This is a genomic window from Paenibacillus sp. Aloe-11 (assembly GCF_000245715.1).
Classification (GTDB): domain Bacteria; phylum Bacillota; class Bacilli; order Paenibacillales; family Paenibacillaceae; genus Paenibacillus; species Paenibacillus kribbensis.
The window spans coordinates 31,734-54,566 of sequence record NZ_JH601042.1; the positions used below are offsets into that span (position 1 = coordinate 31,734).

Here is a 22,833-nt window from a genome sequence, read left to right on the forward strand (position 1 = left end):
AAAAAATGACGACTTTCTCACAGAAGGTAGGGTATTATGACATGGCAAAAGTGGATAGAAGAATTGTTAGAACTCAGGAAGCAATAAAAAAAGCATTTCTTGAATTAATGTCAGAAAAAAATTTCGATAGCATTACCATTCAGGATATTTCTGATAGAGCAAATATTAACCGTGCAACTGTTTATCTTCATTACTTGGATAAATTCGATCTATTGGATAAGATCATGGAAGAACATATCAATAACATGGTTAACATTTGTGAGTTGGAAGCTGACATGGATTGGATTGAATCGACTGTACATTGTATGGAGTATCTAGAAAGGAATTATCTGTTTTTTTCGACAATGTTGGCGAGTGAAGGGGCTTCGTATTTTCGCAGCAGGTTTGTTCAACATAATATCGAAGAATTCAAAAAAGACGTGGATGTAACTATAGGAAAAAATTTGGGCCAAAGCGAAGAATTAATCGTCGAATTCGTTGCAAATGCCTACGTAGGTGTAGTGGAATGGTGGCTAAAAAATAAAATGCCTTATTCACCGCGAGAAATGGCAGAAAAAGTGGGGGATTTATTAGAGAGGATAATATAAATTTACTGCTAAATAATCTCCTTTTAATTGAGTGAGTGGAATAATGTATCCTTCGCTCTTAAACAAAAAAGTTTAATCGGCGAACCGTGGCATAGCAAATCCACAATTCGCCGAAAAGTTGTGATTTTATTCTACAACATACAAACATTCCATCTTTAAGCTATGATTCGAAGTATTAATTAAATTAGCCCTGTAATGTTCTTGCTTCTATAATAATAAAGTGAGCAACTCGTACCTTTATTAACCAAGTTCCGTTTTGGCGTACATATTCATCATCATATCTAACACTATAGTCAGTGATCACTTCTTTGCCATCTTCATCTCTCACCATTTTAAGTTGGGAGTATGAAATACCTGTTGCAGTATCGCCATCCACTTTCACATTGTGTTGTCCGTTAAGGGAGAAATAACGTTTTACAAGAGAAGCGTGACCTGTGTACTCCTCTGCTAATTGTTTTGTTCCTGAAATATCAGACACCAATTGGTCCCCAAAGTAAACCTTGTATCTACCATCAGGCGTAAATAAAAGCATTTGTTCTGGAATTTTTTTCTCATCTCCCAAATTTGAAAAAGCATCCACTAATTCTCTTAATTCTGATTTTGCTTGCAATACTTCTAAAGACATATATGTCTTCCTCCTTTTTAGTTACAGCTTGAGCTATTCTTTCTTTGATCATTCTGTACAGATGCGGTAATTTACAAATCATAGAGCCAGCTCTTTGAGATTATGAGTGAGTACACACTCATATACATCTAGAACTCACTTGCATTTGCGATGGCCGCGTAATTACATTAAAGTTTTTACCACTCCTTTCAAATTAAACTTGAGTGAGCACCCACTCATAAGCGCTGAGAATTCATTACTTAATGAATAATATAACAAAACTTGACTTTGGGTGAGTGCACACTCATAATGGGAGCATAAACGACTTTCAATGACTTGTCAATAGAGCGAGGGATAAACTTTGGATTTAAAAGACAAAATAGTTGAAGCTACCGAACGTGTATTATTAATGAACGGACTTGCCAAGACCACAACGAAGGAAATTGCTCGAGCAGCTGGTTGCTCCGAAGGATCGTTGTATAATCATTTCAGAAATAAGGGAGATATATTTCTTCATGTTTTACAAGGAAAACTGAAAAATCTAATGGAAGCTCTAACATTATTGCAAAGCCTTGCTGGTAAAGAAACAGTTCGAAGAAATTTGGAACAGGTTGCCCTGGCGGCGTTGGAGGACTATCATACTTCGATGCCTATAATTTGTTCTATTTTCTCGGAACCGGAAATACTGCTTCGTCATCGAGAAGGTTTTACTCTACGAAATGAAAGTCCGTATATGACAAATGAGGTGGTGGAAGCTTATTTATTGAAAGAAAGAGAAATGGGTAGAATCAGCGAGAAATTGCATCCGAGAGCTGTAGCGGATTTATTGCTGGGAGGTTGTTTTCAACGTTCGTTTCAACTGAATTTTTTAGGTGAAGAGGAGACACAGGAAGAGCGGGTTGAATTTGTGAATCGTATTTTGGATACGTTATTCCTAAGTTGACATCAAAGTGAGAACATATTCAACAGGTTTAACCTCGATTCCCCTCAGTAAAGGGAATCGAGGTTTAGTTCTAAACATTGCACTGATTACATGCTATTGGATAATTCCGAGTTACACAGGTACTACATATTTTTCAATAAGTCCAACACGTTCTTAAAATGAATTTCGCTCAACTGATCAATGATCTCATCAACCAGGTAATCCTCAGGATTAACAATCCAGAGGCAAATAACACCTACTAAACCTGAAATTATATACTCAATACCAATTTTTATCTTTTTGTCATGTTTATTATCTCCAATACCGGAAAGAATGAACGTTTTAAAGGCCTCTTTTAAGTGAGCAGAGAAGTTAGGATGACAATTCTGAGTGAGCATTACTCTAAAGAAAACAATGTTGTCTTCAATAATTTCAAACATATTTCTTAAAATAGCAATAAACACTCCTCTGTCCGCTTCATGAATATCATCAATTTCCATACTTAAGCAAACATTCAATTTCTCCACACTTTCCTGGCATAATTTCTCCATCAAGTCAGGCTTGTCCACGTAGTGTAAATAGAAAGTATTTCGATTTATCACCGCTTCGTTGGCGATGTCCTGAACGGTAATTCGCTCGTAGCCCTTAGTTTGGATCAACTTCAAGAAGGATTCTTTGATTGCTTTCCTTGTTTTAAGAATACGTAAATCTACCTTAACATTACCCAAATGAACACCTTCCATACGATAAAGATAATGGTCAGATCAACTTGATATGATGTTTAATTGTTATCACGCTGAATATCGACCATTGAGTAGTTTAATTCTACGTTTTACAATGGGAATCGTCAAATGTGTTAATAATGTCATTAATTCATAAAAGAGAAACGCATGAAAACAATAGCAATCATTAGTTGAGCGGAATGCTGTAAAGCTAGCGAATTTATAGTGGGGCTATGGAATCGTTGTTCGCTCCATTTATTGAAGAAGAGTCTCTGACCAGAGAAGAACTTGAAGAGTTGCGTTCTATATTGGATAAAAGTCAGATTAACTTGATCCGAATGAGAAGGAGCCTTCAGCTTCTTGTACAAGCATTCAAGCCGCCCTGTTGGATTGGGCGGCTTGAATTTGCAACAAATTTTATATGCTACTGTCCGTTCGAGCTCCAGCTTCTCTTCTTGAGCAGATAGATTCCCGCTACCAGGATGAACCACACCGGCGTAACGAACAGGGCCACTCTTGTATCCTCAGCCAATGCCAGGATGACCAGAACGAAGACGAGAAAAGCCAGCACTACATAGTTGGACAACGGGTACAACGGCAGCTTGAACGGGTTGCGACCAGCCAGCTCCGGCCGGGTACGACGGTATCTCAGATGGCTGATCACGATGATTCCCCAAACAAAGAGAAAGCAAACGGTCGACACGCTCGTAATGAGGGTAAATACCCCCTCGGGCATCACATAGTTCAGGACAATCGCGATCAGAATGACGATACTGGAGAACATCAATGCATTGGACGGAACCTTTCTGCTGTTCAGCTGGCTGAGCGAGCTCGGAGCGTTATGATCCTTGGCCATGGAGTATACCATCCGGCTTGTACTAAAAATAGCACTATTGCAGGCTGAAGCCGCAGACGTCAGCACAACAAAATTGACAATTCCCCCGGCTGCGGTCATACCAATGGCCGTAAATACCTGTACAAACGGACTTTCGCTCGGTACAATTGCGTTCCACGGATAAATACTCATGATGATCAGCAATGCGCCGACGTAGAAGAGCAGGATCCGGATCGGGATATTATTGATCGCCTTCGGAATGACCTTCTCGGGGTCCTTGGTTTCCCCTGCCGTCAGCCCAACAAGCTCCATGCCTACGAAGGCGAAGACCACCATTTGAAAAGAAAGCAGAAAACCATGAATCCCTTTCGGGAATATTCCGCCATGATTCCATAGATTCGCAAAGCTCGAAGGTCCCTTGGCGGTGGAGAAGCCTTTGACAATCATAAATAATCCGACGAGAATGAGGGCCAGAATCGCCAATACCTTGATCAGGGCGAACCAAAATTCCATCTCCCCGAACAGCTTAACCGTGGCCAGGTTCATAAGGAGCAGAATCACAAGGGCGATTAACCCCGGCATCCACTGAGGAACCTGCGGGAACCAATATTGAGTATACAGCCCGACCGCTGTCAGATCCGCCATCGCAATCGAAATCCAGCAGAACCAGTAGGTCCAGCCCGTAACAAAAGCGGCCATATTCCCCAGATAGTCACTTACAAAATCAACAAACGAATGATACTCCAAATTACTAAGCAACAGCTCTCCTAATGCACGCATTAGCAGGAACAGAACCATACCTGTAATGATGTAGGCGATCAGGATGGACGGACCTGCCAGATGGATCGATTTTCCTGCCCCGAGGAATAAGCCGGTACCAATCGCACCTCCGATGGCCATCAGCTGTACATGCCTGTTTTTTAACCCCCGTGTCAACGTTTCTTCCTGCATGGTATTGTCACCACTCTCTTTCTGTAAATACACTCTATGGACTGAAAATTTTTATACCTTTCATATTATAATAATTTGACCAGAATACCTATCCTTAAGCTGAATTTTTTTAGTTCATACCAAAAAGCCCACCTTTCACGAATAGATGAGCTGTGTTCGCGTACAACCAGGTCTTGAATCCGAAGTCATTGGTCATCTGTGATTTCGTATCGTGTATTTCAGATCATTTACGAAACGGCAGTATAAGGTCTATACTTAGGTACAAAAAAGGAAGTTATGTATGTTCATAACGTTGAATCGGAGACTTAATGCTGCGATGCCGCTGATTACCCCCATCAGCATTCTAATTGGCGTTCTGATCGGTACGCCTTTGTCGGAATTTACCGGATTCTCTCCCTGGCTGTTTGCCTTCATGACCTTCGCGGGCAGTATCAGCATGGGCTTCAAAGATTTTGTCCATGTGATGAAGCATCCCGGTCCGCTGATTGCCTGCCTGTTTATCCTTCACCTGGCCATGCCGCTGCTTGCCATGATGCTTGGGCATCTGTCTTTCGGCGACGACCCTTATACGATTACCGGGCTTATTCTTGGTGCGGTCATCCCCACCGGCATTTCCAGCTTCGTGTGGGTCAACATCTACAAAGGCAATACAGCGCTGACGCTAGCCATTATTTTGATTGATACGATTCTGGCTCCATTCGCCGTTCCCGGCGTTATGTCCCTGCTGATTGGAGCGGATGTGCAGCTTGATACCTGGGCGATGATGCAAAGTCTGTTCTGGATGATTGTCGTCCCTTCGCTAATCGGCATGGTGTTGTACGAATGGACCAAAGGGAAAATCAAGCAGGTATGGGGACCTCGGCTCGGCCCATTTTCCAAACTGGCTATGGCACTTGTCGTGATGATTAACGGTTCGGTAATCGCGCCCTATCTGGTTGATTTTAATCTAAAACTTGTCGGGGTGTGCCTATCGATAGTCGCTCTTGCTTCTACTGGATATGTGATCGGTTACCTGATCTCTAAACTGATGAGGTGGAGCGATGCCGACCGTACTGCACTTGTCTTTAACGGTGGCATGCGCAATATCAGCGCAGGAGCTGTGCTTGCCATCACCTATTTCCCGGCTCCGGTAGCGTTGCCTGTGGTGCTGGGAATGATTTTCCAACAATCCACCGCGTCTCTGGTCGGATTTCTGCTAAGCCGCCATGACCGAGGCAAGGCCAAGGAGCAGGGAGTCGCCGCCTAGAAGGACTCAAATGGGAAATACTTTTAATTTGATCCTGCTGTTTTTTTAATTTTCACAACGGCTTACTTCTGAGTAAAGGGACAGGGCTATAACCGATATAGTTACTGAAGCTTAAAATATTTTTCTCCTACTAGAGGAAAGATATCCGAGTTCTTCCCGGTATTTGGCCACCGTTCTGCGTGACAGCTCCAGCCCTTCCTTAGCCAGCAGTTCTGTGATTGCCTGATCTGAAAACGGTTTTTGCTTGTCTTCGCCGTCGATAAGCTGCTTAATACGCATTTTTGCGCTCTCCGATGAAGTGGCATCTCCGTCTTTCGCCCCCAGGGCGGAGGTAAAGAAATATTTAAGCTCGAACAATCCACGGGGCGTCTGCATGTATTTATTACTGACAGCCCGGCTGATCGTGGATTCATGCAAGCCGGTACTTTCAGCAATCTCCTTTTGGGTCATCGGTTTAAGGTAATGAACGCCATGCTCGAAAAATTTCCGCTGCCTATCAACAATGGCTTGGGCTACACGCATCAGGGTCAGGCGGCGCTGCTCAAGGCTATGAATAAGCCATAATGCCGTATTCATCTTCTCATGTAGAAACTGCCTCTCTGCCCCCAACGCCTGCTCCCGGAGCATACGCTGGTAAAAAGGATTAATCCCGACGCGCGGGACTGTGATATCATTAACTGTCACAATGTAGCCGTTCTTGGATTTCTCTACCGAAATATCTGCTATATGATACTGGTGTTCATATGGGGCAAATGCCGCTCCCGGACAGGGATTCAACTTGCGTATCTGGTCGGTGAGTTGCTGTACCTCGCGAATGTTGATACCCAGAGCATCCGCGATTTTTTGTATGCGGTTACATGAAAGGTTGACCATGTGATGGCGCACGATCTCTTCCAGGTAAACATCATCATTACCGGCATATCGCAGCTGCAAAAGAAGACATTCCTCCAGGCTGCGGGCAGCGATTCCTGCCGGTTCAAAGCCTTGGATCAGGGCGAGTATATTTTCAACCTCTTCAGTAGGGGCGTCAAGTATTCGGGCAACTGTATTTACCTCCAGCTCGAGGTAGCCTTTTTCATTTAAATTCCCAATAAGAAACATGCCAATCATCTGTTGTAGCTTGGATAACCCGCGGACCATCCCGAGTTGCGCTTTGAGATGTCTATATAAATTATCCGCAGGGTTAGAGACAAAATCCAGAAGATCTACCGGATTATCGTTTTTTCGTGGTGAATATTCTTCCTCTTTACCTATCCTTTTAATGGACATGTCAATCTCTGTCAAATCAATAATCGGATTTTCATCCGCTTGCTCATGAAGATAGGACATTAGATCGGCCGAAGAATATTGAAGAATCGTGATAGCTTGTCGTAATTCAGGAGTCATAACCAGCCTGAATGCTTGCTCTTGCTGTAATCCGTAGCGTATCATTTTATCTCAGCTCCTTGCTGGGCAACAATATAGCTTTTAATTAAACTTATTCGTGAAGCTAATGCAATTATACTGCCAACCTCTGATCTTGGAAAAGAAATTTGTCAGTTTATTTTTTTGTAGAGGTTTATTTCTTTTTTTATATACTAATTACATGAGAACTAGTCAGGCTGGGGGAATACTGTGAAACGAATTGATGAGATTTTAGAGTATATTGCCAATGGCACAAAGAAACTATCGGTAGAGGCTTTGCTGGACGGCGGTGGAATTACGGCTGCGGAAATAGCCGATCTTCAGAATATGCTGAGAAATAATGTAAGCAAGGAGCTTAATAGCCTGCTTCGCGCCGACTTGATCATTAAAATCAAGGGAAGACCCGTCAAGTTTTTGCACAAGCAGGTAATCGAGGAGACCTTTAGAGTCCAGCTGAAAGAGAAACAAATCCAAGTCAACAGCATTAATGAAATATTGCTGCCCGGAGAGCAAGTCGATCCGTTTCACGCCTTAATCGGTTTCATGGGTAGTATGAGAAATCAGGTTGAGCAGGGAAAAGCGGCAATATTATACCCGCCGAAGGGTCTACATACGCTGATTGTGGGGCAGACTGGCGTGGGAAAAACGATGTTCGCCAGGTTAATGTATAATTATGGGAAGTATATGAAGCGGTTTTCAGAGCAAGCACCGTTTATCGTATTTAACTGCGCCGATTATTATAATAACCCTCAACTGCTGCTTTCCCACATTTTTGGTCATGTGAAAGGGGCGTTTACCGGGGCTGATCGGGAGAGGGAGGGGCTGGTCGAGAAAGCTGATGGAGGCATCCTGTTTTTGGATGAGATTCATCGGCTGCCTCCAGAAGGCCAAGAAATGATATTTTATTTCATGGACACCAACAGTTATAACAAATTGGGTGAGTCGGAGCGCAAACGGGAAGCGAACGTGCTGCTCATCGGCGCTACGACCGAAGATCCCGGTTCTTCCATGCTTAAAACCTTTATTAGACGGATACCGATTACGATCAACATTCCTTCCCTGCAAGAGCGAACAGTTGAAGAGCGATTTTTGATTCTAAAGCATCTCTTTGCAAACGAGGCCCATCGTGTGAACAAGCCCATTCGGGTTGAACTGGAAACTGTAAAAGCACTAATTGGCAGCGTCACCTATGGCAATATCGGCCAGTTAAAATCGAACATTCAGCTTGTGTGTGCCAAAGGATTTTTGAACAGCATACATGAAAATAAGGAAGAAATTGAACTTGATTTTAAAATTTTGCCTGGAAATATCAAGGAAGGTCTATTTAATATGGGGAAAAACCGCAAGGAGATTGCCGAAATGGAAATGGTCAACTCCTCGCTGTATATTACTCCTGAAGGTAGCAAAGGAATGGATGAAGCAGATGCTTCGGAACTGCCGTTCAACCTTTACAAACTGATTGAAGACAAAATAGGGATGCTGAAGGAGGAAGGGCTCGACGATAGCTTTATCAATAAGTTTATTACTACAGATGTCAATATTCATATTAAAAGCTTCTATAACCGATTTTATAACATCAAAGGAGGCCGGGAACGGATCCTTAAAATCGTGGGCAGAAATATCCTGGAATTCGCTGAACAGGTGCAGGAGATGGCTCAAAAAGAACTGAACAGAAAGTACAGCGACAGGTTTGTTTATGCCTTCAGCCTTCATTTGAGTGCCTTTTTAAAGCGAATCCGAGAGAAAAAATATATTAGCAAACAAGTCTATGATCCGATTAATGATCAGGATGAAGAATACAGACTGGCACTCATTATCAAGGATTTGATTGAATCCAAGTTCGAAGTCAGCGTGCCTGATGCCGAGACGACCTATGTGGCGATTCTTCTGAAATCGGTGGAAGAGGAGCACCAGGGAAATGTAGGGATTATCGTAGCTGCACATGGCAACAGTACGGCAAGCAGTATTGTCGGCGTTGTCGACAGCCTACTGGGAAGCTCAAATATTTGCGCAGTAGACATGCCTTTGGATGTTAGCCCCAGAGAAATCCTGGAGGTTATTATTGATAAAGTAAAGGATATTGATAATGGCAGGGGCGTATTACTGCTGGTTGATATGGGCTCCCTGCTTAATCTTGAGGCAACCATTATGGAACGTGTCGGGATCAAGGTCAGAACCATTGATATGGTTTCAACTCCACTTACGTTGGAGGCTGTGCGAAAGGCCAGTATTTTTGATATGAATATAGAGGAAATCTATCAATCTTTGAAGGACTTCCGTGGATATAACAATGGAAACGCCGAAGTGAAAGCAGAAAAGGTTAGTAATAAGGTAATTGTGACGGTTTGTTCTTCTGGTAAAGGTGCTGCAGTCAAGCTGAAGGAGTTTGTGGAGAAGGTCGTATACGACTTAACAGAAGAGAAAATTGTCGTTGTGCCGGCAAAGGTCAGGGAATTGGACAAAGTGGTAAAGGACTTACGGACCAAGCATACGATTCTTGCGGTGATTGGAGTTAAGAGGCCAAGTGAGCTGAATGTACCGTTTATTCCTTTGGAAAAACTGATCGAGGCCAGCGGTGAGCAGGCATTAAGAGAACTTTTGCTGAACAATCAACTGCCTGTTATGCATACTAACGAAAGCATAGTTGTTAGAGATCTATGCGAGGATACGCTAAAGGAGTTTATGACTTATCTGAATCCCCACAAAATCTTGGGGCTCTTGATGAATTTTATCGAGCAGCTGGAGCAGGAACTGGAAGTCGATTTTCATTATGCAAAGAAAGTTCAGCTTGCCGTTCATACGGCTCATGCCATGGAACGAATGGTCATTGGTGAAGGGTTAATATATCAAGGGGAGGTATCCTTGCTTGATCAACGGATTCTCGATGCGGTGAATCGTTCCTGCGATATATTTGCTTCCAGTATGAACATGAAGCTGACTAATGATGAAAAATATTATATTTGTGAAATCCTAAGCGAAGTATATAACTGCATTCCCGAGTAACGGCGTAAGTGTATAAAACGATGCAAGATGTGTATTAAACATACGAATGAGGAAAATAAGCAGATGGTAAGAAAAGACCAAATCCCCGGAAAAGCTAGGGGGTTTGGTCTTTTTTTGATGATGGAACGAGTCATACAGAATGTTGGCACGAGACTTGCATATAAGTATAGGCGAAGGATGCAAGGAGGGGGTGAAACAAATGATAGGTGTTATTGTTGGCACACATGGGAAACTTTCCAAAGAGATCTTAAGATCCACGGAAATGATTTTCGGCCATCTGGAAAATGTGGTGGGCGTGACGTTTGAGCCTGGTGAAAGTGTTAACGGACTTGTTGAGAAGTACAAAGCGGCATTGGAAACGATTGATTGGACGGATGGACTTATCTTTCTCGTCGATTTGTTTGGTGGCAGCCCCTATAATGCAGCCAGCAGGATTGTAGCCGGCTATGAAAAAATGGACATTGTAACAGGAGTAAACCTGCCAATGATCGTAGACCTGCTGACAAATAGAGGGCTGGAGAACGTGGAGAATCTGAGTGATCTGGCAATCCGTGCGGGTCAGGATTCGATGAAGTCTTTTCGTGTCATCCGGGACATACAAACAGAGGAGGAATTATAGGTATGGAAATTTCATTTGTTCGTATTGATGACCGTCTGATCCATGGTCAGGTAGCTACGGTGTGGGTGAAGGAAACGAAGTGTAACAAAATTATCGCCGTCAGCGATGAGGTCGCTGCGGATACGCTACGCAAAACCTTATTGTTACAGGTGGCGCCGCCAGGAATTAAGGCTTATGTCGTCACGATTGCGAAAGCGATTGAAGCTTACAACAACCCTAAATATAACGATTTTAAGACCTTGTTCCTGTTTACTAATCCGATTGATGTACTGCGGGTTGTAGAAGGTGGGGTGCCGTTCACATCGGTAAATGTAGGTGGGATGTGTTTTAAAGAAGGCAAAATACAGATTACCGGAGCGGTGTCCGTAGACAAGCAGGATGTAGAGGCATTTCATAAATTGCACGAAAAGGGAATTGAACTGGAAATTAGAAAAGTGGCCAGTGATCCTAAAATCAATTTGATTAACAAGCTCCAGAATGTCCAGTTTTAACAGCAGGTTGGCATAAGAGAGGGGGTCAAACATGAGTGTTTTTGAAATTGTAATGGTAGCGCTGGTTGCAGCCATTTGCGGAATGGGCAGTGTTTTGGATGAAGGACAGACTCATCGGCCTATAGTTGCGTGTACACTGATTGGTCTGGTCCTGGGCGATCTCAAAACGGGCATTATTCTAGGCGGTACGCTGGAATTGATGGCTTTAGGCTGGATGAATGTCGGGGCGTCCATGGCTCCAGATGCGGCTTTGGCTAGTGTAATCTCAACCATATTGGTTATTGTTGGACATCAGTCGATCGGCGCCGGAATTGCCGTTGCGATTCCGATTGCTGCTGCCGGACAAGTGTTAACCATTTTTGTTAGAACAATTACCGTGTTCTTTCAGCACCTGGCAGATAAATATGCCGAATCTTCAAATTTCAGAGGAATCGAATTATGTCACTTCATCGCCCTCCTTCTTCAGGGATTACGCGTCGCGCTGCCTGCTGTATTGGTGGCTATTGCAGCAGAAACCGGTTTGGTTACGGCTTTACTGGATGCGATTCCGGAGGTCATTACAAAAGGGCTGCAAATTGCAGGTGGATTCATCGTCGTTGTCGGGTATGCCATGGTTATTAACATGATGGCAGCCAAATACCTGATGCCTTTCTTTTTCTTGGGCTTTGTCATCGCGGCATTTACAAGCATCAATCTGGTTGGCTTTGGAATCATGGGGGCGGTTCTGGCTCTGCTGTATATTCAGCTCAATCCTAAATATAGCCAGCGAAAAGATCAAATGGGTGAAATTGAAGAGCTCTAAAGAAATAGCTAATGAAAGAGTGGGGTACTATGGAAGAAAAAAAGTTGACAAAAAGCGATTTAAACAAAATGTTTTTCCGTTCATGGTTCCTGCTGGGCTCGTTTAACTTTGAGCGTATGCAGTCGATTGGTTTTTGTGTCACCTTGATTCCGGCAATCAAGCGGCTATACAGCAAGAAGGAAGACCAAAAAGAAGCATTAAAGCGGCATCTGGAGTTTTTTAATACTCAACCGTTTATCTCTGCACCGATTATGGGTGTAACGGCAGCTATGGAGGAGCAGAAAGCCAATGGCCAGCCTATTGACAATGCTACCATAAGTGGAGTGAAAGTCGGCTTGATGGGACCTTTGGCTGGAGTAGGGGACCCTATTTACTGGGGAACATTGCGCCCCGTTCTGGCTGCGTTGGGAGCTTCCATTGCTTTGTCCGGGAGTGTTATCGGGCCTGTCCTTTTTTTCTTGCTCTTTAATGTTATTCGCCTGGCAACCAAGTGGTACGGACTGAAATACGGCTACCAAAAAGGGACGGAAATTGTGTCCGACATGTCTGGAAACCGTCTGCAAAAGCTTACGGAATCGGCCTCCATCCTGGGACTTTTTGTCATGGGCGCACTCGTGTCCAAATGGACTACTCTGAATGTCCCACTGGAAGTATCCAGATATACCCGCTCGGATGGAGTAGAGGTAGTTACGACGATACAGATGATTCTGGATCAATTGATACCTGGTCTGTTACCTCTCTTGTTGACTTTTTTGTGCATGAGACTGCTCAAAAAGAAAGTGAATGCTATAGCTCTGATTTTTGCTTTGTTCGCAATAGGGATTATTGGATACGCTCTTGGTGTATTGGCCTAAGCCAATTTGTAAAGTGATCCGGTCAAGCAGCCATCTCTGACCGGAAACCCTCTTTTTGAATTTGTAAACGCTTTAAACTTATATTAAAGTCGGCTCCCTGGAGCTGACTTTTTTACTACAAAGAATGGCACCCATGATTGATATAAAATGGTATAATTGACGCACATTCTCCATGAGGAGGGACACCTGTATGACCCTAACTATGGGACGGATTGTAGATCACCTGACAAGGGGAATAAGCATACCCCATGCGACCGTAGATTTGCTAAAACCAGGGCATAGGGAGGTTGAAGTACACGGAATTGTAACCGCTTTCTGTGCATCGCAGTATGTGATAGAACAAGCCATTTCTTTAGGTGCGAATTTTATCATTACGCATGAAGGTGTTTTTTATAGCCATCAGGGGATGCAGGAGTGTTTACGACATGACCCCGTTTTTCTGCAAAAATCTCGCCTCATTGCCGATTCGGGTATAGGAATCTATCGGTTTCATGACACCATACACCGTTATCAACCGGATGGAGTCATGATTGGACTTCTTCGGGCGCTCGATTGGCATACCTATGTAGTGAAACAATTGCCGACGGCCGCCATTTTGACGATTCCAGCGATGGAGGTTAAGGAGGTCGCCGAATATATCAAGGCGAAGCTTCATATTCGTTATGTACGGGTAGCTGGAGAGCTTGCCATGCCATGTGAACGAGTAGGGATCATGGTAGGATACAGGGGAGGTGGCGAGCTGGCTATTCCATTATTTCTAAATGAACATGTGGATTTGATCATTGCTGGTGAAGGGCCGGAATGGGAAACGCCGGAATATGTAAAAGACGCTGCCTATCAGGGCCGAAATAAAGCCCTTATCATGCTGGGACATGCTGAAAGTGAAGCACCTGGTATGAAATATCTCGCGGATGAGCTTTCAGCCCAATTCCCAATGCTCCCCGTTCACTTTGTTGAGGATCGTCCAGTGTTTCAAATCGTGTAGGAGCACATGTCTTTTATCCATCAATTTTTATGAAATGGAGGCAAGCTGATGGGAAGCAGAATGATCACGCCATTCAACACAGACTGGAAATTTATAGAGGGTAATTATACAGGTGCCGAGAAGCTGGATTATAACGATGAGCAGTGGCGGCTCCTTCAAGTCCCTCATGATTGGAGCATTGAGAAGTCCTTTGATCCGCACATGCTGTATGGTGGCAATCAAGCTTATTTGCCCAGATGGTCGGAGGGATGGTATCGAAAGCATTTTAATGTAAAGTCTTCTTCTCACAAACAGCGCGTATACATACAATTTGATGGCATCCACAATAACAGTGAGGTTTGGATCAATGGACATTTTGTGGGCAAGCGGCCTTATGGATATGTTAGTTTTCAATATGATTTGACCCCATATATTCGGTGGGATGAGGATAATGTGATTGCTGTCAAAGTGGATAATACCACTCTTCCGCCTGACAGATGGTATTCAGGGTCCGGTATTTATCGTCATGTTTGGCTGATTTGTACGGATTATGTTCACGTAACTGAATGGGGCACTTACATTACGACACCTGAAATTTCGCCGGGTGAAGCCAAGGTGAGTACCAGAATTCAGGTTACCAATCATTATGCGCATGACGTAGAGTGTAATATTGTGACTCAGATACTGGATTCCAAGAGACAGCTCAAAGGGAAAATTGAGCATCGAGTGACCCTGTCGGGCTTTGAAACTGGTGAAATGGAGCAGATAACACGGGTTTTGGAGCCAGAACTATGGTCACCGGAGAAACCAGTGCTCTATGAGGCTCAAACGATCATCTATTGCGACAATAAAGAGGTGGATTGTTATCGCACCCCTTTTGGTATCAGAGAAGTAAAGATGGATGCTCAAAAGGGTTTATTTCTGAATGGAAGCAGCTTGAAGTTGAAGGGAGTCTGTATTCACCATGATTTAGGCTGTCTGGGAGCTGCCTATCATGATTCGGTCATGAAGAGAAGGTTGCAGAAGCTTAAGGAAATGGGCTGTAACTCGATTCGCTTTGCCCATAATCCGATGGCACCCGAATTGCTGGATCTTTGTGATCAGATGGGGTTCCTGGTGATTGACGAAGCTTTTGACAAATGGAAATCTCTTTCCTATGAGCATGTATATGATGAATGGTGGGAAAAGGACCTGGAAGCGATGCTGGTAAGGGACAGGAACCATCCCAGCGTTTTCATGTGGAGTGTTGGGAATGAAGTAGAGCACCAGGGGCAACCGTCCATGCTCAGGATGCTGGAACAGCTCGTCGCCTTTTGCCATGAAAAAGATCCAACCCGGCCTGTTACATGTGCGCTGGAGCCGCATAATACACCGATCAGTCTGCGCGATGGTTCGATTGAAGCCAAGGTGGAGCATACCAAGCTGCTGGCACAACGAGTGGACGTTCTTGGGCTAAATTATCAGGAGCAGTGGTATGAGCACTACAGAAGGGCGATACCCGATACGCTTATCCTTGGAACCGAGACTTTCCCATACTATCGTGGCAAAGATAACCGGGTTAAAGGTTATTTTCCTCAAAATCCCTGGTTTGATGTCGCTAATCATGATTATGTGATTGGTCAATTTGTTTGGAGCGGGATCGACTATCTGGGGGAAACAAGCTATCCCTCCAAAGGATGGTCCTCGGGCCTGATTGATACTTGCGGGTTCCGCAAGCCTGTGTCCTATCTTCAGCAAAGTCTATGGTCAGATGAGCCTGTTGTGCACATTGCCGTATTTAACGAACCGATGAGACCGGAACACAATCCGCAATGGACGATGCACTGGAAAGCCCCGGGTATGGAAAATCATTGGACATTCCCTGAGTACAGCGGAAAATTGATTCGGTTAGTTACCTTCACCAACTGTGAGCGCGTGGAATTGGTAGTAAACAATGAATCTTACGGTGTGAGAAGGCTTGTTGATTATCCTGACCATTTAATGATATGGGAGCTTCCCTATACACCAGGCAACATCCGGGCGATTGGCAGCAATGGGAATGAGAAGGTGTGTGAACATGAATTAACCACTGCCGGACCTCCCTACAGTATAAAACTGCAGGCTGATCGGACGGTTTTACCTGCTGATGGCCATGAAATATCCCATGTGGAAGTAACGATCATAGACCAAGAAGGGGTTATGGTGCCCAATCAGGAATTTGATTTAATTTTTCAGCTACATGGTGATGGTCGTATTCTTGGAATAGACAATGGCGATCTCACCAGTGACGAACCCTTCCAGGGAAACCAGAGACGAACACATAGAGGAAGGTGTCTCGTTATTGTGCAATCCGGGCATCTGGCAGGCGAGCTGTTGCTTCAAGCTTCAGCAGATGGAGGATTGCAGGGAGAAACCAGGCTGAAAATTGAACATAAATACAAATGACAATTCAAGGCTGATTCAGAATAGATATTGTATGGTTTTACGGAAAAAGGGTCTGAATAGGTGGTGAGTGCTCATGCTCCACCTGTTCAGACCCTTTTTTAAACAATGGATCGAACAGACTATCCAGAGTAATAAATAATCATATTCATCCTGACAAGCGTTTCTCCGAGATTATAGTAGATGTGCGGTCGGTCTGCTTTAAAGCGGATGGAGTCTCCAGTTTTAACCGTATATGTTTCTTCGCTGACCTTCACCACCATTTCACCTTCAAATACCGTAATAAACTCTTCTGTACCTTCACGGTGAGGCGTTGAACTCAATTCCTCGCCTTTTTCGATCTCTACTGTGTATACCTCAAAATTCCTGTTGCCTTCATAGGGAAAAAACGGATACAACCGATAGCAGTTATTTTCTTCAAGTACCTGTATTTTACTTTTAGGAACGACGACTGCTGCTGGAGTTGGCTCATGAATCAGTGCAGAGAAGGAGATTTTTAGTCCATTGGCAATCTTCCATACAGTTGTAATGGAGGGATTAGATTCTCCTCGTTCAATCTGACCAAGCATCGTTTTGCTGATGCCTGTCAGGTCAGCCAATTTATCCAGACTTAGTTTTCTTTCATTGCGTAAAAGCTTTAGGTTTCTACTTAAAATCTGATTAATATTCTCCATACATCTTGCCTCCCTATTGTGCTATATAAAGAACATGTTGTACAATCATAAAGTACAAATGTGCGTTTTAACGTACAATTTACTCAATTATAGCACACTGGAGTTGACTTTAATATGCCGCTTATTCCGTTCCTTTCTTATGCACTCGTTACCAGCTTTACGCCAGGTCCAAACAATATTATGTCTTTAGACAGCGCCAGGCGATTAGGGTTGAAAAAAGCATTTCCATTCTTGCTGGGAGTAACCGCCGGTTGTTTTGCCATCATGCTGTTAGCCTGCTATTTCAACCTTGCTCTGTATCATTTTTTACCACGATTTAAAATCTGGATGAACGTCCTGGGCAGTCTTTACATGCTCTATTTGGCTGTAAAAATAGCCAAGAGCAAGTCTTCTACGAAGGACAATGATCATAATGGAGGATATACTTTCAAATCAGGACTGCTACTGCAATTTATCAACTTAAAAGTCATTTTGTATGGTATCACGGTCATTTCAACTTTTGTGATGCCTTACGATGCTTCATACATTGCGCTTTTTATCATCTCACTGCTCCTTACAGGTATTGGTTTTGCAGCTATCGTTTGCTGGGCGGTTTTTGGTGCTCTGTTTCAGCGTTTCATAAACAAATATGAGCGAGCTTTCAATATCGTAATGGCCTTATTACTTCTGTATAGCGCACTGTCTATATGGATTTAAAAGATAACCCTTTTTACCGACAGAGGTTCCTGACAATGAGCAGGGGCCTCTTTGGTATGGATGAGTTTCCAATGATAAATCCTGTTGACAATATGTATATACATGATTTAATCTTGTATATACAAGATGGCGAAAGCGCTATACTAAATATGTTTATGCTGCTTCTTTGGAAAGAAAGGAATGAGCAAGGATGAAAGGAATGAACAGGGCCTTGATCCCACAAGATACGGACTGGTGGTGTAAATCAGTGGTTTATCAGGTATACCCCAAAAGCTTTAACGACACGACGGGTAAAGGGATCGGTGATATACGCGGACTGACACAAAAGCTGGATTATTTAAAAGATCTGGGTGTTGATATTATCTGGTTACAGCCGGTATATGTCTCACCACAACGTGATAACGGCTATGATGTAGCGGATTATTACCGGATCAATCCGGATTATGGAACGATGCAGGATTTCGAAGAATTGAGTCAGGAAATTCAGGCGCGTGGAATGCACTTGATGTTAGATATTGTGGTAAACCATTCTTCCACGGAGCATGTCTGGTTTCAGGAGGCACGGCTTTCCAGGGATAGCGAGTACAGAGACTATTATATCTGGCGTAATCCCGCACCCGATGGAGGACCTCCAAATAACTGGATTTCCAAATTTGGTGGACCAGCGTGGCAGTATGACGAGACAACGAATCAATATTTTCTGACCCTGTTTGACAAAACCCAGGCAGATCTTAACTGGGAAAATCCGAAGGTCCGTCAGGAAGTTGTGGACATCCTGGAATTTTGGGCGGAAAAGGGAGTCGATGGCTTCCGAATGGATGTCATTAATCTAATTTCTAAAGATCAGCGCTTCTTGAATGATGATGGAAGTACTATTCCTGGCGACGGACGTAAGTATTATACCGACGGCCCGCATGTGCATGAATATCTTCGTGAATTACATGAGAAAGTATTCGCTAAGTATAATAGCGTCACGGTAGGGGAAATGTCTTCCACATCGCTGGATCAATGCATCCGGTACTCCAATCCAGAGAGAAACGAATTGTCCATGACATTTAATTTTCATCATTTGAAGGTGGATTATCCCAATGGACAGAAGTGGGAATTGATGCCTTATGATTTTAAGATGCTGAAAAAGCTATTCTCGGATTGGCAGATTGGTATGCAACAAGGCGGTGGATGGAGTGCATTGTTTTTTAACAATCATGATCAGCCAAGGGCACTCTCCCGCTTTTTGGATGATGGCGAATACCATACGGAAAGCGCCAAGCTACTCGCGACCACCCTGCATGGGCTGCAAGGAACGCCGTATATATTTCAAGGTGAAGAAATAGGCATGGCCAACCCGAAGTGGTCGGATATCGAAGAATTCCGGGATGTTGAATCGCTAAATATGTATCGTATTTTACAGGAGCAGGGCAAAAGCGAGGAAGAAGCATTAAATATCATTCGAGAGCGCTCACGTGACAATTCGAGGACTCCGATGCAATGGGATAGCACTCCCAACGCAGGCTTCACCACAGGTACTCCCTGGATCAAGGTGGATGAACGTTATCCACAGATTAACGTTCAGGCTCAGTTAGAAGACCCGAACTCTATCTATTACCATTATCATAAGTTGATTCGTTTGCGTAAGACGGTGCAAGTCATTACGGATGGAGAGTATCAATGTCTGGATGACGCTCATCCTCAGGTTTATGCCTATCAACGCAGCAATGCACAGGAGACTTTGGTCGTCATCTCTAATTTTAGCGGACAGAATGCACAATTCGTGCTGCCGGATTCATTGTATTCTCAATTCAAAAATCAAGCGTCAGGTTCGGTCGAATTATTAATCGGAAATACGAAGCACGCTCCAGAGCTGGATCAGGTTATCACTTTGACTCCGTATGCTTCCTATATGTGGATCTTTCGTTAGCCTTGATTGAATAGCATAGAAACATACAGTAACGCCCCAAGGTACGTTGTTTTTTGCAACCGGGGTTGCTGCATAAAATGAGCAAACGTTAAGGGAGTGGGAGAGATGGCGATTGAAAGAGTAAAGGTAGAAGAGATTATAAAGGCGGTTGGCGGCAAAGACAATATAGAGGCTTCTACGCATTGCGTAACCCGTCTGCGATTTGCCCTTTATGATGATAAGCTGGTGGATAAGGAGGCCCTTGATCAAAACGATCTGGTCAAAGGGCAATTCTCTTCACAGGGGCAGTATCAGGTCGTGATTGGTCCGGGTCTGGTGGATAAGGTATATGATGAAATGATTTCGATAACAGGGGGCAGCCGGGCTTCTAAAGACGAGGTTAAAAATGCCGCCAGCAAGAAACAAAACCCGATTCAGCGTGCCATCAAGACGCTAGCAGATATTTTTATCCCCATACTGCCCGCCATCGTGACAGCAGGCTTGCTGCTTGGAATTAATAATATTTTAACAGGCAAGGGAATTTTCTTTGAAGGCATGTCCCTGGTTCAGGTCTATCCTCAGTGGACCGACTTTGCTGCCATTATTAATACCATTGCCAGCACCGCTTTTGCTTTCCTACCCGCCTTAATCGGCTGGTCAGCCGTTATCCGGTTTGGTGGCAGCCCTTTACTCGGGATAGTGCTTGGTCTTATTCTGGTTCATCCGGATTTGCTGAGTGCCTACGGCTATGCGGATGCGGTCACCAAGGGGGCCGTTCCGGTCTGGAATCTGTTTGGCTGGGAAGTGAACAAGATCGGTTACCAGGGACAGGTTTTACCGGTTTTAGTATCCGCTTACGTTCTTGCACAAATTGAAAAATTCCTTAATAAGAAAATAGCCGATTCATTCAAGCTGTTACTCGTTGCGCCGATCACATTATTAATGACGGGATTTCTTGCATTTACGGTGATTGGGCCGCTTACTTTTATGATTGGTAATGCCATTACATCAGGTATTGTATACGTTTTCAATTTGGCTCCTGCGCTGGGCGGACTGATTTATGGAGGCTTTTACGCTTTGCTTGTTATAACGGGAATGCACCATACTTTCCTGGCGGTAGACGTGCAATTAATTGGTACACAGGGGGGAACATTCCTGTGGCCCATGCTGGCGCTCTCCAATATCGCTCAAGGTGCCGGGGCACTGGCAATGATGCTGGTATTAAAGGAGCAAAAGGGAAAAGGATTGGCCTTTACCTCCTCAGTGTCTGCTTTTTTGGGGGTAACGGAGCCCGCAATGTTCGGGGTGAATATCCGATACAAGTATCCGTTTGTCTTCGGAATGGTTGGTTCGGGTATTGCTGGTATACTGCTCACAGTACATCATGTGATGGCTTCTTCCATTGGTGTGGGAGGGATTCCAGGCTTCTTGTCTATTTTCCCAAGCAACTGGGGTGTTTTCTTCATCGGGATGGCGATTGTACTGGTTCTGCCGTTTACGTTAACGGTGATGTACGGCAAAATACTCAATAAACGCCGTCAGAATCCAGCTGCACCAGCCAATGGTTCCATACAGAGCAAAACGGCGAGCCACGCGAATTCTGCCCTCGATGTGCTTGAAGTAAAGACTCCGGTACGTGGGAATGTTATGCCATTGGAACAGGTTCCCGATCCGGCCTTTGCCGAGCGGCAGATGGGGCAAGGGATTGCAGTGAAACCGGAGGCGGGTCAAATTGTTGCCCCTTTTAGCGGAAAAGTCATTCATATCATGATGAAAAGCAAGCATGCGTTGATTTTGGAGCATCCGACAGGTGTGCAGATTCTGGTGCATGTTGGGATTAATACGGTATCGTTGAAGGGTGAAGGATTCACCTTGCATGTGGAAAACGGGCAAACTGTGGAGCAAGGGCAGCTATTGATGGAATTTGACCGTGATCTTATTCAGGAATCCGGATATCCAATCATCACACCGGTCATTGTGCCGGATGGTCAGGATATGATCAAATCGGTTGAGGAACTGCCGGGTGAGGCGAACGATTTGCAATATGTCTTAATGAGAATTCATTTGAACTCATTGCCTGACAATACAGATTAAGACCGAACGATTCTCTGAGCCTGTTTTACTAACCAGGCTGGTGAAAGAATGCTACAATGTACGTGGTGATGAAAATTGACAAAGAATATATTTTCGCAAATTTACCAGGAGTATTCGGGACGGATTCAGACAGGTGAGTTAGCCCCGGGCACAAAAATGCCTTCTGAAAATGAACTGGCCCGAGAGTATGATACTTCCCGCGAGACCGTACGTAAGGCACTTCACTTGCTTGCACAAAATGGGTATATCCATAAAATCAAAGCCAAAGGCTCTTTTGTTTTGGATATTGGGCGGATGGACTTTCCCATTGGGGGACTGGTCAGCTTTAAAGAGATGTCCGAGCGGATTGGGCGTAAATCACGTACGATTGTGCATGAAAATCAGCTAATTCCAGTTCCGAAGGACATAGCTAGTCATCTCGAGACTGACGAATACAGGTCACTTGTCTGGAAAGTCATTCGCGCGCGTGAGATTGAGGGTGAACGTGTCATCCTGGATAAAGACTACTTTCGATCAGACATTGTACCTGTGTTAACCAAGGAAATTAGCAGTGGTTCCATCTACGAATATCTGGAGGGCGAGCTGAAGCTTCCAATCAGCTATGCCAAAAAAGTCGTTTCCGTAGAAGAAGCTGACGAAGAAGACCGTAGGCTGATGGACCTCCAGAATTATACTCATGTGGTCGTGGTACGTAATTATGTTTATCTGGAAGACACCACGTTGTTCCAGTATACCGAGTCGCGGCATCGGCTGGACAAATTCCAATTTGTTGACTTTGCCAGACGTTCCCACGGTGAAGAGAAAAAAACGGATTTTTTAAAATAACCCATGAATACTGAACAGGGGCGATTCTTTTCAGGAATAGCCTCAATAGTCAAGAAACAGTCAAGAAACCCTGTCTTTTGGAGACGAGGGTTTCTTTTTCACTTTCTACACCGCATTTGAGGGATTGGAATTTACGTTTTATCCAAAAGCTATGTATAGAATATTAAAAAAATTGTATACTGTTCAGACTATAATTCCATGCTACATGCCATGGGAATGAGG

The 22,833-nt window shown here is 44.0% G+C and carries 19 protein-coding genes; 14 read left to right on the forward strand and 5 right to left on the reverse strand.

The genetic code is table 11. The annotated features are described in order from the left end of the window. Positions 1-41: 41 nt before the first annotated feature. Positions 42-587, forward strand: a complete 546-nt coding sequence (locus tag WG8_RS01995) for a TetR-like C-terminal domain-containing protein (protein ID WP_007428378.1) — start codon at positions 42-44, stop codon at positions 585-587. A 184-nt stretch (positions 588-771) separates the two neighbouring features. Here the strand turns inward: WG8_RS01995 and WG8_RS02000 are convergent, their stop codons facing one another. Beyond that, positions 772-1,212, reverse strand: coding sequence for a nuclear transport factor 2 family protein (locus tag WG8_RS02000; RefSeq protein ID WP_007428379.1), 441 nt, complete (start codon positions 1,210-1,212; stop codon positions 772-774). Between the two features lie 340 nt (positions 1,213-1,552). On the opposite strand from WG8_RS02000, the gene WG8_RS02005 reads away from it, so the two are divergent. After that, positions 1,553-2,134, forward strand: coding sequence for a TetR/AcrR family transcriptional regulator (locus tag WG8_RS02005; protein WP_007428380.1), 582 nt, complete (start codon positions 1,553-1,555; stop codon positions 2,132-2,134). A 122-nt stretch (positions 2,135-2,256) separates the two neighbouring features. Here WG8_RS02005 and WG8_RS02010 read toward each other — a convergent pair whose 3' ends face one another. Beyond that, positions 2,257-2,841 (reverse strand): TetR/AcrR family transcriptional regulator, encoded by a 585-nt coding sequence (locus WG8_RS02010; RefSeq protein ID WP_007428381.1) that lies wholly within the window; start codon positions 2,839-2,841, stop codon positions 2,257-2,259. Positions 2,842-3,259: 418 nt separating this feature from the next. Next, positions 3,260-4,621 (reverse strand): amino acid permease, encoded by a 1,362-nt coding sequence (locus WG8_RS02015; protein ID WP_007428382.1) that lies wholly within the window; start codon positions 4,619-4,621, stop codon positions 3,260-3,262. Positions 4,622-4,901: 280 nt separating this feature from the next. Here WG8_RS02015 and WG8_RS02020 point away from each other — a divergent pair, with 280 nt between their 5' ends. Continuing rightward, positions 4,902-5,867, forward strand: a complete 966-nt coding sequence (locus tag WG8_RS02020; RefSeq protein ID WP_007428383.1) for a bile acid:sodium symporter family protein — start codon at positions 4,902-4,904, stop codon at positions 5,865-5,867. A gap of 111 nt (positions 5,868-5,978) precedes the next feature. On the opposite strand, the gene rpoN is transcribed toward WG8_RS02020, so the two are convergent. Beyond that, on the reverse strand, positions 5,979-7,298 hold the full coding sequence (gene rpoN / locus WG8_RS02025; RefSeq protein ID WP_007428384.1) for an RNA polymerase factor sigma-54: 1,320 nt from the start codon (positions 7,296-7,298) through the stop codon (positions 5,979-5,981). Between the two features lie 183 nt (positions 7,299-7,481). On the opposite strand from rpoN, the gene WG8_RS02030 reads away from it, so the two are divergent. The 7 genes from WG8_RS02030 (at position 7,482) to WG8_RS02060 (ending at position 16,428) form a co-directional block, all read left to right on the forward strand. Then, entirely contained in the window at positions 7,482-10,274 is a 2,793-nt protein-coding gene (locus WG8_RS02030; protein ID WP_007428385.1) for a sigma-54-dependent transcriptional regulator, read from the forward strand. A 199-nt stretch (positions 10,275-10,473) separates the two neighbouring features. Next, complete coding sequence (locus WG8_RS02035) at positions 10,474-10,893, forward strand: PTS sugar transporter subunit IIA (protein ID WP_007428386.1); 420 nt, start codon at positions 10,474-10,476, stop codon at positions 10,891-10,893. Positions 10,894-10,895: 2 nt separating this feature from the next. Then, positions 10,896-11,384 carry a mannose/fructose/sorbose PTS transporter subunit IIB gene (locus WG8_RS02040; RefSeq protein ID WP_007428387.1) on the forward strand — a complete coding sequence of 163 codons (489 nt, stop codon included), beginning with the start codon at positions 10,896-10,898 and terminating at the stop codon, positions 11,382-11,384. A gap of 31 nt (positions 11,385-11,415) precedes the next feature. After that, positions 11,416-12,186, forward strand: a complete 771-nt coding sequence (locus tag WG8_RS02045; RefSeq protein WP_007428388.1) for a PTS mannose/fructose/sorbose transporter subunit IIC — start codon at positions 11,416-11,418, stop codon at positions 12,184-12,186. Positions 12,187-12,197: 11 nt separating this feature from the next. Then, positions 12,198-13,040, forward strand: a complete 843-nt coding sequence (gene manZ / locus WG8_RS02050) for a PTS mannose transporter subunit IID (RefSeq protein ID WP_269744422.1) — start codon at positions 12,198-12,200, stop codon at positions 13,038-13,040. 190 nt (positions 13,041-13,230) lie between these two features. Then, on the forward strand, positions 13,231-14,025 hold the full coding sequence (locus tag WG8_RS02055) for a Nif3-like dinuclear metal center hexameric protein (protein WP_007428390.1): 795 nt from the start codon (positions 13,231-13,233) through the stop codon (positions 14,023-14,025). Positions 14,026-14,073: 48 nt separating this feature from the next. Further along, entirely contained in the window at positions 14,074-16,428 is a 2,355-nt protein-coding gene (locus WG8_RS02060) for a glycoside hydrolase family 2 TIM barrel-domain containing protein (protein ID WP_007428391.1), read from the forward strand. A gap of 119 nt (positions 16,429-16,547) precedes the next feature. Here the strand turns inward: WG8_RS02060 and WG8_RS02065 are convergent, their stop codons facing one another. Beyond that, the gene (locus WG8_RS02065) at positions 16,548-17,099 is read right to left on the reverse strand and encodes a helix-turn-helix domain-containing protein (protein WP_007428392.1); all 552 of its coding nucleotides are present in this window, start codon (positions 17,097-17,099) and stop codon (positions 16,548-16,550) included. Positions 17,100-17,213: 114 nt separating this feature from the next. Between WG8_RS02065 and WG8_RS02070 the strand changes: the two genes are divergently transcribed. The 4 genes from WG8_RS02070 (at position 17,214) to treR (ending at position 22,611) form a co-directional block, all read left to right on the forward strand. Further along, on the forward strand, positions 17,214-17,795 hold the full coding sequence (locus tag WG8_RS02070; protein ID WP_007428393.1) for a LysE family transporter: 582 nt from the start codon (positions 17,214-17,216) through the stop codon (positions 17,793-17,795). A 190-nt stretch (positions 17,796-17,985) separates the two neighbouring features. Next, positions 17,986-19,713, forward strand: coding sequence for an alpha,alpha-phosphotrehalase (gene treC, locus WG8_RS02075; RefSeq protein WP_043890692.1), 1,728 nt, complete (start codon positions 17,986-17,988; stop codon positions 19,711-19,713). Positions 19,714-19,818: 105 nt separating this feature from the next. After that, complete coding sequence (gene treP, locus WG8_RS02080) at positions 19,819-21,786, forward strand: PTS system trehalose-specific EIIBC component (protein ID WP_007428395.1); 1,968 nt, start codon at positions 19,819-19,821, stop codon at positions 21,784-21,786. Positions 21,787-21,861: 75 nt separating this feature from the next. Next, positions 21,862-22,611 carry a trehalose operon repressor gene (gene treR / locus WG8_RS02085; protein ID WP_007428396.1) on the forward strand — a complete coding sequence of 250 codons (750 nt, stop codon included), beginning with the start codon at positions 21,862-21,864 and terminating at the stop codon, positions 22,609-22,611. Positions 22,612-22,833 lie beyond the last annotated feature (222 nt).

What these genes read in the sequence shown, in the direction of transcription:
- WG8_RS01995 (WP_007428378.1), top strand. Translation starts at nt 42, where the DNA reads ATGGCAAAAGTGGATAGAAGAATTGTTAGAACTCAGGAAGCAATAAAA.
- WG8_RS02000 (WP_007428379.1), bottom strand. Translation starts at nt 1,212, where the DNA reads ATGTCTTTAGAAGTATTGCAAGCAAAATCAGAATTAAGAGAATTAGTG.
- WG8_RS02015 (WP_007428382.1), bottom strand. Translation starts at nt 4,621, where the DNA reads ATGCAGGAAGAAACGTTGACACGGGGGTTAAAAAACAGGCATGTACAG.
- WG8_RS02020 (WP_007428383.1), top strand. Translation starts at nt 4,902, where the DNA reads ATGTTCATAACGTTGAATCGGAGACTTAATGCTGCGATGCCGCTGATT.
- rpoN (WP_007428384.1), bottom strand. Translation starts at nt 7,298, where the DNA reads ATGATACGCTACGGATTACAGCAAGAGCAAGCATTCAGGCTGGTTATG.
- WG8_RS02035 (WP_007428386.1), top strand. Translation starts at nt 10,474, where the DNA reads ATGATAGGTGTTATTGTTGGCACACATGGGAAACTTTCCAAAGAGATC.
- WG8_RS02040 (WP_007428387.1), top strand. Translation starts at nt 10,896, where the DNA reads ATGGAAATTTCATTTGTTCGTATTGATGACCGTCTGATCCATGGTCAG.
- WG8_RS02045 (WP_007428388.1), top strand. Translation starts at nt 11,416, where the DNA reads ATGAGTGTTTTTGAAATTGTAATGGTAGCGCTGGTTGCAGCCATTTGC.
- manZ (WP_269744422.1), top strand. Translation starts at nt 12,198, where the DNA reads ATGAAAGAGTGGGGTACTATGGAAGAAAAAAAGTTGACAAAAAGCGAT.
- WG8_RS02055 (WP_007428390.1), top strand. Translation starts at nt 13,231, where the DNA reads ATGACCCTAACTATGGGACGGATTGTAGATCACCTGACAAGGGGAATA.
- WG8_RS02060 (WP_007428391.1), top strand. Translation starts at nt 14,074, where the DNA reads ATGGGAAGCAGAATGATCACGCCATTCAACACAGACTGGAAATTTATA.
- WG8_RS02065 (WP_007428392.1), bottom strand. Translation starts at nt 17,099, where the DNA reads ATGGAGAATATTAATCAGATTTTAAGTAGAAACCTAAAGCTTTTACGC.
- WG8_RS02070 (WP_007428393.1), top strand. Translation starts at nt 17,214, where the DNA reads ATGCCGCTTATTCCGTTCCTTTCTTATGCACTCGTTACCAGCTTTACG.
- treC (WP_043890692.1), top strand. Translation starts at nt 17,986, where the DNA reads ATGAAAGGAATGAACAGGGCCTTGATCCCACAAGATACGGACTGGTGG.
- treP (WP_007428395.1), top strand. Translation starts at nt 19,819, where the DNA reads ATGGCGATTGAAAGAGTAAAGGTAGAAGAGATTATAAAGGCGGTTGGC.